This is a genomic window from Chenggangzhangella methanolivorans (assembly GCF_019797865.1).
Classification (GTDB): Bacteria; Pseudomonadota; Alphaproteobacteria; order Rhizobiales; family Methylopilaceae; genus Methylopila; species Methylopila methanolivorans.
The window spans coordinates 1,259,615-1,273,594 of sequence record NZ_CP081869.1 but is presented as its reverse complement, the minus strand read 5'-3'; the positions used below and the strand labels follow the sequence as shown (position 1 = coordinate 1,273,594).

General features: G+C 68.7%; 10 protein-coding genes and 2 pseudogenes. 2 read left to right on the top strand and 10 right to left on the bottom strand.

Translation table 11 applies throughout. From position 1 onward, the window contains the following. Nucleotides 1-7: 7 nt before the first annotated feature. The 8 genes and pseudogenes from K6K41_RS06760 to K6K41_RS06725 form a co-directional block, all read right to left on the bottom strand. Complete coding sequence (locus K6K41_RS06760) at nucleotides 8-913, bottom strand: ABC transporter permease (protein WP_378150274.1); 906 nt, start codon at nucleotides 911-913, stop codon at nucleotides 8-10. Continuing rightward, nucleotides 882-2,300, bottom strand: a complete 1,419-nt coding sequence (locus K6K41_RS06755) for an ABC transporter substrate-binding protein (protein WP_261404421.1) — start codon at nucleotides 2,298-2,300, stop codon at nucleotides 882-884. Before K6K41_RS06755 ends, K6K41_RS06760 begins: the two co-directional genes overlap by 32 nt. Nucleotides 2,301-2,470: 170 nt before the next feature. Beyond that, entirely contained in the window at nucleotides 2,471-3,259 is a 789-nt protein-coding gene (locus K6K41_RS06750) for a Crp/Fnr family transcriptional regulator (RefSeq protein WP_378150277.1), read from the bottom strand. A 1,607-nt stretch (nucleotides 3,260-4,866) separates the two neighbouring features. Continuing rightward, nucleotides 4,867-5,238 carry a HEAT repeat domain-containing protein gene (locus tag K6K41_RS30960; protein WP_487308370.1) on the bottom strand — a complete coding sequence of 124 codons (372 nt, stop codon included), beginning with the start codon at nucleotides 5,236-5,238 and terminating at the stop codon, nucleotides 4,867-4,869. Nucleotides 5,239-5,277: 39 nt separating this feature from the next. Continuing rightward, nucleotides 5,278-5,583 (bottom strand): annotated as a pseudogene (locus K6K41_RS30955) (HEAT repeat domain-containing protein); the annotation flags it as partial. Nucleotides 5,584-5,956: 373 nt separating this feature from the next. Beyond that, complete coding sequence (locus K6K41_RS06735) at nucleotides 5,957-6,190, bottom strand: 4Fe-4S dicluster domain-containing protein (RefSeq protein WP_261404420.1); 234 nt, start codon at nucleotides 6,188-6,190, stop codon at nucleotides 5,957-5,959. Nucleotides 6,191-6,202: 12 nt separating this feature from the next. Then, nucleotides 6,203-7,943, bottom strand: a pseudogene (locus tag K6K41_RS06730) (fumarate reductase/succinate dehydrogenase flavoprotein subunit). Nucleotides 7,944-7,973: 30 nt separating this feature from the next. Next, nucleotides 7,974-8,159: a gamma-butyrobetaine hydroxylase-like domain-containing protein gene (locus tag K6K41_RS06725; RefSeq protein ID WP_261404419.1), complete on the bottom strand. Its 186-nt coding sequence runs from the start codon at nucleotides 8,157-8,159 to the stop codon at nucleotides 7,974-7,976. A gap of 383 nt (nucleotides 8,160-8,542) precedes the next feature. Between K6K41_RS06725 and K6K41_RS06720 the strand changes: the two genes are divergently transcribed. After that, nucleotides 8,543-10,060, top strand: coding sequence for a GGDEF domain-containing protein (locus tag K6K41_RS06720; protein ID WP_261404418.1), 1,518 nt, complete (start codon nucleotides 8,543-8,545; stop codon nucleotides 10,058-10,060). Nucleotides 10,061-10,091: 31 nt separating this feature from the next. On the opposite strand, the gene K6K41_RS06715 is transcribed toward K6K41_RS06720, so the two are convergent. Then, nucleotides 10,092-12,581 (bottom strand): alpha/beta hydrolase, encoded by a 2,490-nt coding sequence (locus K6K41_RS06715; protein WP_261404417.1) that lies wholly within the window; start codon nucleotides 12,579-12,581, stop codon nucleotides 10,092-10,094. Between the two features lie 324 nt (nucleotides 12,582-12,905). Between K6K41_RS06715 and K6K41_RS06710 the strand changes: the two genes are divergently transcribed. Beyond that, nucleotides 12,906-13,166 (top strand): hypothetical protein, encoded by a 261-nt coding sequence (locus K6K41_RS06710; protein ID WP_261404416.1) that lies wholly within the window; start codon nucleotides 12,906-12,908, stop codon nucleotides 13,164-13,166. 46 nt (nucleotides 13,167-13,212) lie between these two features. On the opposite strand, the gene K6K41_RS06705 is transcribed toward K6K41_RS06710, so the two are convergent. Continuing rightward, a protein-coding gene (locus tag K6K41_RS06705; protein WP_261404405.1) for an IS5 family transposase occupies nucleotides 13,213-13,976 on the bottom strand; the annotation gives its coding sequence in 2 pieces (ribosomal slippage) (nucleotides 13,213-13,646 and nucleotides 13,646-13,976; 765 coding nt in all). Between the last annotated feature and the right edge of the window lie 4 nt (nucleotides 13,977-13,980).

Genomic DNA, 13,980 nt, shown 5'->3' with positions numbered 1-13,980 from the left:
ACGACGGTCATCGTGCGGCGCTCCAGGGCATGACGAGGCGGCCGATCAGCCGGATGGCGAAGCTCGACGCGAGGCCGAGCACGCCGATGGCGATCATGCCGAGGGCGATGTCGGAATACTGCACGAGGCTGTAGGCCTCCCAGGTGAAGTAGCCGATGCCGAACTGGCCCGAGATCATCTCGGCGGCGATCAGCGACACCCACGCCACCCCCATGCCGACGGTGAGGCCCGTGAAGATCTGCGGCAGCGTCGCGGGGAGATAGACCTCGCGGAAGGTCGCGGCCTCGCTGGCGCCGAGCGAACGGGCGGCCCGCACCAGCACGGGGTCGACCTGCGCCATGCCGTGCAAGGTATTGAGCAGGATGGGGAAAAACGAGCCGAGGAAGGTGATGAACACGATCGACTGCTCGTTCGTCGGCCACAGCATGATCGACATCGGCACCCAGGCGATGGCCGGGATCGGGCGCAGCACCTCGGAGACCGGGAACACCGCTTCCCGCAGCAGCCGGAACCGCCCCATCAGGAGGCCGAGCGGGATGGCGACGAGGGCTGCGATCAAGAAGCCGTAGAGGATGCGTCGGCAGCTCATGCCGACATGGGAGAAGAACATGCTGGTGGAGAACGCCGCCTCCGCGCTCGCCAGCACGTCGGCGGGCGAGGGGACGTTGGCGAAGCGGACGTAGACGTTGATTCTGTAGGTCGTCAGCAGGTGCCAGGCGAGCACGAACAGGAGCAGCGAGGCGAGCCCCACGGCCGCGGCCCGCCAGGGCAGGCGGCGGAGCCGGGCCGGGAGGCGGGGGGCCTCCCGGGCGGCCGCGATGGGGGACGCGGCCGCCGTCTCAGGCGGCCGGTCGGCGGTCGCGGCGAGGCCGGCCACCGCCTCAGCCCTTCGTCGCCGCGGCGAGGGCGTCATCGAACGACACCATCTTGCCGCCGGAGGACTTGGCGAAAGCCTCGGCGTCCGCCTTCAGCATGAAGGGCGAAAGCTCGCCTTTTTCGCTCGCGACGTAGAACGCCTTGTCGGCGAACAGCTTGATGCCGCGCGCGGTGTCGAACACATAGGCGACGTTCATCGCGGTCCCCTTCGACTGGAAGTCGCGATAGGCGCCGAGCGTGCAGGCGGCGGAGGAGAACGGCAGGATGTCGCCGTCCTTCACCCAGATCTCGCCGGCCTTGCGCGGCTCGGTGATCGCGGTCTTGCAGAAGCCGTCCTCGCCCTTGATCTCGTAATTGTCGGTCGAGGCGAGTTGGCTATCGTAGTCGAGCCCGCGGGCCTTGAAGGCGGCGCGGATGAAGCCGTCATTGACCCAGCCGTCGACGTCGAACTCCTTCATGCGCCCCATGTCCTGGAGCACCTTCACGTCGACCTTGGCGGCGTCGATCAGCGGCTTCTTGATGGTCGGGTCGACCGTCATGATGCCGCCCGGGCCGAGGAACACGTAGACGACTTCCTTGTCGGTGCCGGTCCACTTGGAGATCATCTCGGCGGCGCGCTTGGGGTCTTCCTTCACCCAGGCGGCGGCGTCGAGCGAGGCCTGCAGATAGGCGTCGACGAGCTCGGGATACTTCTCCGCGAAATCGGTCCGCACCACGACGCCATGGAAGGTCGGCAGGTTGGTCTGCACGCCGTCGAAGATCTTTCTGGCGAAGCCGCGGAACGGCAGGAGCTCGGCGAAGGGCACGAAGTCGGCGTGGGCGTCGATCTTCTGCTCCTTCAGGTTCGTCGAGCCGACCTCGGGGCTCTGGCTGACGAGCTGGAAGAAGTCCTTCGGGAGCTTTGCGTCCTGCATGGCCTTCAGCACCATGCCGTGGGCGGCCGAGCCGAAGGGCACGCTCAGAACCTTCCCCTTGAGATCCTCGAGCGCGAAGTAGGGGCTGTCCTTGTGCACCACGACGCCGTTGCCGGAGCCATAGATGTTGTAGGCCGCGATCGTGATGAGCTGCGACTTCGACTCGGCGTTGTTCTGGAACGTGAAGCCGTTGACGACGAGCGGATAGTCGCCCATCGCGCCGAACTGCAGCTTGTTGGCCATCATGCCGTTGGTGACGGGCGGGCCGGAGGTGAAGTTCTGCCATTCGAGCCGGATGTCCATGCCGGCGTATTTGCCGGTTTTGGGCATGTGCTTCTCGAACAGCTTCAGCTCGCGGATGACCGCGCCGGTCGTGACCGTGTTGGTGGTGCCGTCCTGCGTGCCGACGCCGATGGTGAGGCTCTCGGCGGCGGCCGGGCCCGCGAGGCCGGCCGCCAGGGCGAGCGCTGCGAGCGACGCCGAAGCTCTGTTGATCCAGGAAGTCGTCATCGCGCGCCTCGCATCTTCGGGATCAGGGTCGCCGGTCGCAACCGGCATGCCGATCATCGAAGCGGCTTTGGAGCTCTTCAAACGAAGAGGGCGCGAGCCGGTCGATTAGTTTCCGAGATTTGTGACGGCGCCTCGAAGGCAGGCGAAACTGCTTCATCGATGCTTCGAAATTAGGCGTCGCCGCTCCGCCGCATCTCGTCCAGAAGGTCCGGACGGCGGATCAGAATCTCGGAGCGCCGCGCCTCCACGACGCCGCGCTCGGCGAGGCGCTTCAGGCTAATGGTGACCCATTGCCTCGTGGCCCCGACGAGGTGGGCGAGATCGGCATGGGTGAAGCTCGCGGCGATCAGCACGCCGCCGTCTTCGGGCACGCCGTAGAGGTCGGCGAGGTGCAGCAGGAGATGGGCGAGACGCTCGGTGATCGAGCGCGTGCCGAGCATCTGCGCCATGGTCGAGTAGCACTTGCCCTTGAACACCAGCCCCTCGATCACGCCGATCGCAAGGGTCGGGATCTCGAGCACCAGCTCGCGCAGCGCAGCGCCGGGAATGTGGACGACGCTCGAATTGCTGGCCGCCATCCCGGACCAGACATGTGTTCCGCCGCCGAACACCTCCGGCCCGCCGACGAAATTGCCCGGATACCAATAGGCCAGCGTGATCTCGCGGCCGGAGGGCGCGGCGTAGAACACGCGGATGCGTCCGGTCTCCACGAGATAGATGCCGTCATGGGGCGAGCCCTGGGAGAACAGCGTCGCGCCGCGATAGAGCACGCGCTTGCGGCCCCGGGCCATCACCCGCTGCTTTTCGGCGTCGCTGAGGCCCTCGAGCAGCGGGCGCTGGCGCATCGCGCCTTCGGCGGAGGCTTCGCCCTCCGACAGGAGGAGCGAGGCTCCGGGCGCTGGAAACTGCGGGCCGGCCGCCATCAGGGGCGGCCAGGCGACGGCGGTGGAAAGGCCCATTGGTTCCCTCGCATCGCTATGGTGCGATGCAGCAGACCACGAAATTGGACCAGTTCAAAGCTGAAACGTCACGCGGCCGTCGTGTCGGGGAGGGAGCTCGACGCTGAAGGTGGATCCTCCGGAAACGAGGGCGCTCTTGTCCCGGACTTGATCCGGGACCGAGAACCGACATCGTCATGGAAGCAAGCGCCGAACCCGCGTCGCCTGTCCCGGAAAGCGCATCGGTTCTGGGTCCCGGATCAGGTCCGGACAAGGGGGGCGGCGGCGACGATCGGGACGGAAGCGGGAAGGCGGCTCCGCCGACGATGGGTTCTCCGGAAACGGGTCGCTCTTGTCCCGGACTTGATCCGGGACAAGAGAACCGACAGCGTCATGGAAGTAGGCGCCGAACTCGCGTCGCCTGTCCCGGAACGCGCATCGGTTCTGGGTCCCGGATCAGGTCCGGGACAAGGGGGCGGCGGCGATCGCGACGGAAGCGGGAGGATGGCGGCTCCGCCGACGATGGGTTCTCCGGAAACGGGTCGCTCTTGTCCCGGACTTGATCCGGGACAAGAGAACCGACAGCGTCATGGAAGTAGGCGCCGAACTCGCGTCGCCTGTCCCGGAACGCGCATCGGTTCTGGGTCCCGGATCAGGTCCGGGACAAGGGGGCGGCGGCGATCGCGACGGAAGCGGGAGGATGGCGGCTCCGCCGACGATGGGTTCTCCGGAAACGGGGGCGCTCTTGTCCCGGACTTGATCCGGGACAAGAGAACCGACAGCGTCATGGAAGTAGGCGCCGAACTCGCTTCGCCTGTCCCGGCGCCCGCATCGGTTCTGGGTCCCGGATCAAGTCCGGGACAAGGGGGCGGTGGGCGATCGGGACGGAAGCGGGAAGGCGGCTCCGCCGACGATGGGTCTCTGGAAACGGGGGCTCTTGTCCCGGACTTGATCCGGGACCGAGAACCGACATCGTCATGGAAGTGGGCGCCGAACCCGCGTCGCCTGTCCCGGCGCCCGCATCGGTTCTGGGTCCCGGATCAAGTCCGGGACAAGGGGGCGGTGGGCGATCGGGACGGAAGCGGGAGGACGGCGGCTCCGCCGACGATGGGTTCTCTGAAACGGGGGCTCTTGTCCCGGACTTGATCCGGGACCGAGAACCGACATCGTCATGGAAGTGGGCGCCGAACCCGCGTCGCCTGTCCGGAACCCGCGTCGGTTCTGGGTCCCGGATCAGGTCCGGGACAAGGGGGGGCGGCGCGCGATCGGGACGGAAGCGGGAAGGCGGCTCCGTCGACGATGGGTTCTCCGGAAACGGGGGCGCACTTGTCCCGGACTTGATCCGGGACCCAGACCGACATCGTCACGGAAGTAGGCGCCGAACCCGCGTGCCTGTTCCGGAGCCCGCATCGGTTCTGGGTCCCGGATCAAGTCCGGGACAAGGGGCCGCGCCGTCTCGGTCGTCATGCCCGAGCTTGTATCGGCGATCCACGACTTCGGCGTGGAGTCCAACGATCCGAGAAAGTCACGGACGCCGCGCCGCCGCCGGCATGACGGCGACGGCTTGTTTCGAGGAGACGAAAACCGGTCCTACACCGCCGCCTGGCAGCGCCCCACGGCCCAGCGGATCAGCTTGCGGACGTCCGGATCCGGATCGTCCACGCGGGCTCGAGCCAGTTGAGCGCGCGCGGCGCCGCGATCTCGCCGAGCGCCGCGGCCGACTCCTTGCGAAGGTTGCTGATCTCGGAGCCGAGCGCCTCGCCAAGCGCCTCGATCGCGCTTTCGGCGCGCAGCCGCCCAAGCGCGTTCGCGGCCTTGATGCGGACCTGCCAGACCTCGTCGGTCATCGCGGCGATGAGCGCGACGGTCGCCTCGGGAAGGCGGATCTTGGCGGCCGAGACCGCGGCCTCCTCGCGCACCTGCCAGTGCGGATCGGAGAGCCCGGCCACCAGCGTCGAGGCGCCGGGGCCGCCGGGGCGCACGAAGACGAGCGCCGACATGGTGGCGCGGCGCACGCTCGGATCCTCGTCCGAAGCGGTCGCGATCAGCGCCGGCATCGCCTCTTCGGCCTTCAGCCAGCCGATGACGCCGAGGCCCTCGCGGCGCACTTCGGGCGCCGCGCTGCGGAGCGCGCGCAGAGCGGCGGCGAGCGCGTCGGGCAGGGTGAGTTCGCGAAGCGCCCGCAACGCCGCGGCCTGCACGAAGGGATCGGGATGCTCGGCGCGCTCGATCAGGAGCGGCGCGCAGGACGGCTCCTTCTTTTCCGCAAGCGACTCCGCGGCCGCGAGGCGCACCGCCTCGTCCTTGTCCTCGAGCGAGCCGACGAGGCCCTCGACGACCTCCGGTCCGTCATGCTCGTCGAGCGCCTTGGCGGCGGCCGCGCGAACCTGCGCGTCCTCGTCCGCCGAGGCCTTTCAGCAGCAGCACGATGGCCTCGGGGCCGACCTGCTCGGCGAGCTCCATCATCGCGACGCGGGCGCACGCCCGCGTCAGGGTCGGCGGCGCGCTCCTTGAGGTCGTCGAGATCGTCGTCGAAGGCGTCGAATACGGGCATGGTCGTGATCCGTAACGGTTTCAGCGCCGGAACCTCGTCATCCCCCGGCTTGTCCGGGGGATCCCTAGATCGTCGGGCGCGGCGGCGCGGAGGGCTGGATGCCCCGGACAGGCCGGGGCATGACGATGGGGAGGATCCGAACGCCTTCGGGAGGCGGCGGACGATCAGCGCAGCAGATAGGGGATGTTGACCTTGACGGCGCCCGTCGGGCAGTCGGCCTCGCAGGGCATGCAGTACCAGCACTCGTCGTACTTCATGAACGCCTTCTTGCGTCCCTCGTCGATGGCCAGGATATCGAGCGGGCAGACGTCGACGCAGACGGTGCAGCCCTTCTCGGCGATGCATTTGGCGTCGTCGATGACGACCGCGGCGCTCTTCGACTGGGTGATGATCGGCATGGTCGTGTCTCCTCACTCGGCCGCTTGCGGGGTCTTCACGCGGAGCTGGTGATAGGCCGCCATCTCCTCCGCCTCGACCGGGACCACGTAAGGGTCGATCTCGCGCTTGCGGTGGGACATGCGGCCGTTCTCGTCCTTGTAGAGCATGGTGTGGCAGTACCAGTTCTCGTCGTCGGTCTGCGGGTGGTCGACGCGCAGGTGGTAGAAGCCCCAGCGGCTCTCGGTGCGGTAGAGCGAGGCCGCGGCCGCCATGTCGGCGCAGTCGAGGATGGTCTGCATCTCGAGCGCGCGCAGCAGTTCGTGCGGGTCGCTCGCGCAGAGCTCGTTCAGGTCCTCGCGGATCTCGGCGAAGCGGCGCTGCGCGATCTCCATCTTGGCCGTGACCTTCGGCGGCTCGAGGTAGTCGTTCACGAGGCGGCGGGTCTTGAACTCCATCTCGTGCGGGGTGAGGCCGTCGGAGCGGCGGGTGGGGGCGAGCACGCGCTCCTTCTCGGCCGCGAGATAGCCCTCGTCGAAGGCCGCGAGGTCGACGTTCGCGCAGTATTCGGCCGCGTCCGCGCCCGCGATGCCGCCGTTCACGAAGGCGCCCAGCATGTAGTTGTGCGGCACGCTCGCCATGTCGCCGACGGCGTAGAGGCCGGGGATGGTGGTGCGGGCGTTCTCGTCGACCCACACGCCCGAGGCGGAGTGGCCGGAGCAGAAGCCGATCTCGGAGATGTGCATCTCCACGGGGCGTTTGCGGTAGTCGTTGCCGCGGCGCTCGTGGAAGCGGCCGCGCGAGGGCCGCTCATTGGTGTGGAGGATGGTCTCGATCTCGGAGATCGTCTCCTCGGCGAGGTGGTCCATCTTGAGATAGACCGGGCCGTTGCCCGACTGCAGCTCGCGCCAGAACTCCAGCATCATCTGGCCCGACCAGTAGTCGCACTCGATGAAGCGGTCGCCCTTGTTGTTGGCCGTGAAGCCGCCGAACGGGCCGGTGACGTAGGCGCAGGACGGGCCGTTGTAGTCCTTGATCAGCGGGTTGATCTGGTAGCATTCGAGGTTCGCGAGCTCGGCGCCGGCGTGATAGGCCATGGCGTAGCCGTCGCCCGCAGTTGGCCGCGTTCTCATACGTGCCGAACATGTAGCCCGACGCCGGCAGGCCGAGGCGCCCCGCCGCGCCGCAGGCGAGCACCACCGACTTCGCCCGAACGACCAGGAACTCGGAGCTGCGGGTGTTGACCCCGACCGCGCCGGCGATGCGCCCGTCCGGGCCCTTGAGCAGGCGCGTCGCCATGTAGCGGTTCGTCACGGCGACCTGGAGGCGGCGGAGCTGCCGGTACAGCACCTTCTTGACGTTGTGGCCCTCGGGCATCGGCAGCACGTAGGTCCCCATGTGGTGGACCTTGCGCATGTTGTATTCGCCCGAGCCGTCCTTCTCGAACTTGACGCCCAGCTTGTCGAGATACTGGATCATCGGGAAGGAGCCGGTGGCGTAGGCCATCACCGCCTTCTGGTGGACGATGCCGTCATTCGCGACGGTGATCTCCTTCACATACTGCTCGGGGGTGGCGTAGCCCGGCACGACGGCGTTGTTCAGCCCGTCCATGCCCATGGAGATCGCGCCCGAGCGCTTCACGTTCGCCTTCTCCATGAGGACGACGTTGAGCTTGGGGTTGGCCTCCTTGGCCTTGATGGCGGCCATCGGGCCGCCGGTGCCGCCGCCGATGACCAGCATGTCGCACTCGATGATCTCGGTCTTGGGTTCGCTCATGATGTGCTCTCGCGAATTGGCGTTGCGGCGTCAGGCGGCTTGCGCCGCCGCGTCCTCGCAGGCGAGGGCGCGCAGATAGGTCCAGGGGAAGACGCCGCGGTCGTGCCCGTCGGCGAAGACGAGATGGACGGCGTAGCCGCCGATCGGGTTGACCTCCGCGATCGCGGAGCCGGGAAGCTCGCCGGGAAGCTCCCGTCGGCGCGGGCGCGGGTGCACCAGGCGCAGCGGCAGTTGAGGCGCAGCGTCTCGGCGGCGGCGGTCGCCGACGAGCCGTCGACGAAGCTCATCCGCATCGTCGCGCCGCCGCGCGAGACCGTCGCCTCGACGGGCGCGTCGCGCTCGTCGAAGGGAAGCGACGGACGGTTCCGGTCGAAATCCATCTTGAGGCCCCTCTCGCGTCTTTCGTCGGGAAGAAGAGCCGAGGGGAGGGCGGGCGCACAGCAATTAGTTGCCGCCTCGGCGCGCTAGCCGCCCTGGGCGGCGCGCGGCAACCGCTCGTTAGCCACGCGGAGCGGAAAAGCCTGGGGGCGGCGCGGATCGAAAGCCGCGGTTAGACGCTTGCGCGCGATCAATTTTCCCGGGCAACAGGAACGTGCGGGATGGGACGGTTTTTGGGCGCTTCGCGCTGGCTTCGATCGCCGCGTCTCGGCGTCGTGCTGGGCGTGCTCGCGCCGATCGGCATGCTGGCGCTGTCGGCCGCCATGCTGTTCGAGCTGCGCCGCGACGCCTGGGACGAGGCGGCGCGAACCTCCCGCAACCTGCTGCAGGTGATCGAGCAGGACATCGAGCGCAACATCGAGGTCATCGACCTGTCGCTGCGCGGCGCCGCCGAGAACCTGAACGCCCCGGGCGTCGCGGAAGCCGATCCCGCGCTCCGCCAGCTCATGCTGTTCGACCGCGCCACCACCGCGCAGGACATCGGCGTGATGCTGGTGCTCGACGAGACCGGCGAGGCCGTGTTCGACGCCGCCTCCTATCCGCCCCGCAAGATCAACAACGCCGACCGCGACTACTTCAAGGCCCATCAGGCCGAACGCGGTCTCGGCCTCCTCATCAGCCGCCCGCTGGTCTCGCGCCTCACCGGCGCGCCGATCGTGGTGCTGAGCCGCCGCATCGACAAGCCGGACGGCTCGTTCGGCGGGGTCGCGCTCGTCAGCCTCAAGCTGTCCTATTTCGATCGCCTGTTCGCGCGGGTCGGGCTCGGCAAGCAGGGCGCGGTCAATCTCTATCTCGACGACGGCACCCGCCTGATGCGCCACCCTTACGTGGCCGCCGACATCGGCGCCAACATCGCGGGCGCGCCGACCTTCGAGCGCTTCAAGAGCGAGCGCCAGGGCAGCTTCGTCGCGACCTCGGTGCGCGACGGGGTCGAGCGCCGCTATGAGTTCACGAGGGTCGGCGAGCTGCCGCTGATCCTCAACGTGGCGCTGTCCTCCGCCGAGATCGAGGGCGAATGGCGCGTGCGGGCGCTCGTCATCGGCGTGGTGCTCGCCGCGCTTTGCGGCCTCACGATCGCGCTCTCGCTGCTGTTCGGCCGCGAGCTGCGCCGCCGCTCCGAGATCGAGGTCGAGCTCGCGCGGCTCTCGCGCACCGATCCGCTCACCGGCCTCGCCAACCGGCGCCGCTACGAGGAGCTGCTCGCCTCGGGCTTCGAGGAGGCGCGCCGCACCGCCGGTTCGCTGGCGCTGCTGATCGTCGACGCCGACCACTTCAAGCGCCACAACGACCGCTACGGCCATGCGGCGGGCGACGAGCTGCTGAAGCGTCTCGCGCGCCGCCTCGAGGACGGGGCGCGGCGCGCCGGCGACACGGCGGCGCGCATCGGCGGCGAGGAGTTCGCGGTGCTGCTGCCCGGCGCCGACATAGCCCGCGCGGCCGAGGTCGCGGACGACATCCACGCCGCGGTCGCGCGGCTCTCGGTCGAGGGCGGCGTCACGGTCTCGATCGGCCTTGCGGTCGCGGGGCCCGGCGGCGCCGCGGCGACGCCCGAGGAGCTCTATCGCCTCGCCGACGCCGCGCTCTACGAGGCCAAGGACGGCGGCCGCAACCGCACGTGCCGGGCGGCCGCGCGCGGGACGGCGGCGTTCGGCGGCCTGCGGGTCGTCGGCGTGGTCTGAGCCGGACGGGGCCTACGCCCGGCCCGGCTGCTCACCGGACCGAAGACCTGTTTACCGAACCGAGGATTTGGCCACCGGGCCGAACCGCCATTTCGAACCGCCCGCCACGATCGCGAGCGAGCCGCCGTCCGGCGCCGCGTCGAAGGCGGCGGCCGGAACCGCGATGCGCTCCGTCGTCGGGCCGTCGTCGGTGCGCACGGCCTTGACCGGACGTCCGCCGATGACCGCGGCGAGCCCGCTCGGCCCCGCGATGATCGCCGAGCGCGCCGAAAGCGTGAACTCGACCGCGGCGCCGAGCGTCCCGTCCGCGTTGACCGGCGCGGTCGTGCGCACGGCGTCGACGATCCGGGCGCCGACGTCGGCCGGCGCGTCCCGCTCGCCGGCGAGATGCGCATAGGCCTCCCCGACCGGCGCGCTCGCCGCGACGAGGCGGGCGCGCGCCTCGTCGATCGTGGGCAGAGGCGGCCGGACCCGCGGGGCCTGCGGGGCGTCGGCGGATGTCGGGCGGACGTCGAAACTTCATGTTGGTCGCGGGCTCGTTGGTCGCCCACACGTCGCCGAAGAAGACGCCGCCGGCGGCGTTGTCGCCATGGGCGCCGGCCGGCGAGAGCAGCAGAAGCATCAGCCTCACGGTCTTCGGATCGAAGCCGGCCTCCGCGTTGCGCAGGAACTCCGACACCGGCACGCGCGCGCTCGACATCAGCGCGTGATAGCTCGGATTGACGGGCAGAAGATTGGCGCCCGGAACGTCGAGCCCCACCGCCTGCCGGTCGTCGAGATAGTCGTAGAGCCGCACATAGGAGGTGTTGCTGGCGCGGCCTTCGCCGTCGAGCAGGAGCACGCCGATGTTCTGCGAACCGGCCTCTCCGGCCTGCGGCGACCGCTTCACGCAGGCGTCGACGCGGTTCTTGTCCTGGTCGTAATAGGTCTTGATCACGCAGTCCGGACCGACGCGGAACTCGATCGTCTTCATCTTCGAGATGTCGGCGGGCTGCTGGTTGTTCAGCACCACATAGGCGTAGTGGTAGCCGTTGGCCGGAGCCTCCTTGACGGTCGGCGGACCCCAGCGCAGCTGCGCGCCCCAGGTGTTGTAGCGGTCGGCCAGGTCGGTCGAGTTCCAGCTGTGATACGGCACGAAGCGGCACGACCCCTCGACGCCTTCGAGCGGCAGCAGCTTGCTGTTGCAGGCGCCTGCGGGATTGTCGTCGAAGCGCACGAGCTGCAGCCCCCCGTTCACCTTCGTGCCCGGGAAATAGGACCGGTCGATGCGTCCGGTCCTGGCGAGCGGCTCCGGCAGGTCGTAGGCCGGGTTGAGCAGCTCCGCCCAGGAGCCGCCCTTGGTGCGCGAGCGCACGATCGCCATCACGAAGTAGAGCGCCTGCGTCTTCTGGGCCTCCGAGGTGCCGATGGTCGGGAACAGCTTTTTCTGGCCGGGGCACTCATGGGTGAGCGGGCGTTCGCCAGCGAGGTCATAGTAATCGGTGGTGTGCCACTCGGTGTTGTAGGCGTTGTGGTTGGCGCCGTCGGTCTGGAACACCGCGCGGTAGTTGCCTCTCTGGTCGGGAAAGAAGTTTACGGCGCGGTCGTAGGTGCGCATGCCCTCCATCTTGAACACGTCGGCGTCGCAGCTCGGCAGCAGCACGCCATAGGCGGCGCCGCCGAGCGGCAGGGTCGAGGGCAGGTTGCGCTGGCGCAGGCTCGCGGTCGGCGCGATCGCGGCCAGCGAGACGATCGAGGCGCCGGCCGGCAGCCGCGACGACTTCCAGCCGTCGACGTCGCCGTTAAAGAGGTAGTAGGCCGAGACGATCGCGTCGCCGCCGCGCGAATGGCCGACGAGCGAGATCTTGCTGAAGTCGAGCTTCCCGATCAGGTCGCGCTTGAAGAAGGCGGGCGGCGAGCCCTTGTTCTGGTTCCACTGCCCGAGAAGGTGGAGGTGGCGCAGGATCATGCGGCCGCGGCGGATGATGAGGTCGGGGTCGGGATCGGCCGGATCGGCGACCTTGTACTGGTTGACGCCGCGGTTGGTGTTGATCGAGACGACGGTGTAGCCCTGCGTCGCGAGCCGCTCGCCGATGTAGTCGTAGCCCCAGTGGTTGGGGGTGACGTCGTAGCCGCGCGGGCATTTGCCGGTGGTGCTGTAGTCGGCCCGGTTGTCGATCCGCCATTTTCCGGTCGAGTCCCGCTTGCCGCAGGTGCCGTGCTCGCCGTGCAGCATGACGACGACGGGCGTCGTCCCGACCGTCGGGCCCATCGGATAGAACACCCGCGCCCAGATCTCGGTCCAGATCTGCTGGCTGCCGGTGACCTTGGGATCCCATTTGACGACCCAGGGGTCGAACTTGGCGGGAAGGCGATATTCCACCTTGCCGACGGGATAGGGGCCGGGGCCGGTCGGATCGTCGGCGACCGCGGCGCGGGCCTGGGGCGCCAACGTTGCGAGCGCGACGGCGAGCGCCGCGCCGAGAACCGCGCGGCCGACTGATTTCAACGGGGGGAAGGGCATCACGGAGCCTTTGGACACGACAGCTCCGGCCACTTGGCCTGTGGCGCAAATGTGGCGTCAAGGTGGGGAAATTACGTAACCCGAAGGTCGTCGGTCGGCCGCCGCCGCCGCGAGGAAGCCTCGGCCCCAAGCGCCGCTCGGCTTCGCTGCGCCGCAAACAATACATGATATGTCTAAAGACATATTACATTTGACTGCCGATCATGTGGATTTGGAACGTATCCAGCGCGCCGGCTCACGTAATCGCCGCTCAAAAATAGTCAGAAATATTTCTCTCGACCCTCGCCATCGCGGCGATGGGAACTATCTCCCAGGCGTCGCGTCGCATTAGGAGATCGTACCATGAGCGCCATTCAGGACTGCCTGTCCCGCTTCACCGTCGCCGTCTGGTCGCAGTCCCCTAACGCCGTCCAGGACATCGACGCGGCGATCACGGCCTATCTCGCGACGCAGGCGCCCGACCGGACTTCGCAGATCCAGGCTCTCGCCACCCTGCGGGACTGCTATGGCCGCGTGACGACGTCCTCGCCGCTCAGCGAGACGGTGCGGGCGACGATCGACGAGCGTCTCGCGGCGCTGACGCCTGCGGCCGCCGCCGCCTGAGCCGCGGCCGGGCGGCGCGTCGGACCGGGCGTCCTAGGAAGCGGACTCATAACGCGTTGACCCAGAGACGCGCGGCGACGAGCTTGATGGCTGCGAGGAAGTTGTCGGCCCTGCGGTCGTAACGGGTGGCGATGCCGCGCATTTGCTTGATACGATTGAAGAAGCGCTCGACGAGATTGCGCTGGCGGTAGACCCAGCGACTGAAACTGAAGGTCGCCTTGCGGATCGAGCGCGGCGGGATGTTGGGCCAGGCTCCGCGGTCTTGCACGAAGGCGCGGACGCCATCGGTGTCGTAGGCCTTGTCGGCGACGACCGCGGCCCCCGGCCGAATGTCAGCCAGCAGCGTCGCGGCGACCGGCGCGTCGCCTGCCTGTCCCGCGGTGAGCTCGATCCGGATCGGTCGGCCCTCGGCGTCGACGAGGGCGTGGATCTTGGTCGTCAGGCCGCCGCGGGAACGTCCCATGCAAGGATCGCCGGAGCCCCCTTTTTGCCCGCGGCCCCATGCTGGTGGACCCGGACGCAGGAACTGTCGATCATCACGATGTCGCCGTCGTAAGCCTCCGACACCGCAGCCAGAAGCCGGTCCCAGACGCCGGCCGCCCGCCATCGGCTGAAGCGGTTGTAGAGCGTCGTTCGCGGCCCGTAGCGTTCCGGAACGTCGCGCCAGGACGAGCCCGTCCGGAACCGCCACAGGATGCCGTTGATCACCCGTCGGTCGTCCACCCGCGCGACGCCCCGGGAGTTCCGCGGAAGCAGCGGCTCGATGATCCGCCACTCGTCGTCCGACAGTTCGTGTCGTCGCATGCCCATCTCC

Bases quoted from the DNA above. Each gene is read 5' to 3' on its own strand.
- K6K41_RS06760 (WP_378150274.1), bottom strand. From the start codon at position 913: ATGACGCCCTCGCCGCGGCGACGAAGGGCTGAGGCGGTGGCCGGCCTC.
- K6K41_RS06755 (WP_261404421.1), bottom strand. From the start codon at position 2,300: ATGACGACTTCCTGGATCAACAGAGCTTCGGCGTCGCTCGCAGCGCTC.
- K6K41_RS06750 (WP_378150277.1), bottom strand. From the start codon at position 3,259: ATGGGCCTTTCCACCGCCGTCGCCTGGCCGCCCCTGATGGCGGCCGGC.
- K6K41_RS30960 (WP_487308370.1), bottom strand. From the start codon at position 5,238: ATGTCGGCGCTCGTCTTCGTGCGCCCCGGCGGCCCCGGCGCCTCGACG.
- K6K41_RS06735 (WP_261404420.1), bottom strand. From the start codon at position 6,190: ATGCCGATCATCACCCAGTCGAAGAGCGCCGCGGTCGTCATCGACGAC.
- K6K41_RS06720 (WP_261404418.1), top strand. From the start codon at position 8,543: ATGGGACGGTTTTTGGGCGCTTCGCGCTGGCTTCGATCGCCGCGTCTC.
- K6K41_RS06710 (WP_261404416.1), top strand. From the start codon at position 12,906: ATGAGCGCCATTCAGGACTGCCTGTCCCGCTTCACCGTCGCCGTCTGG.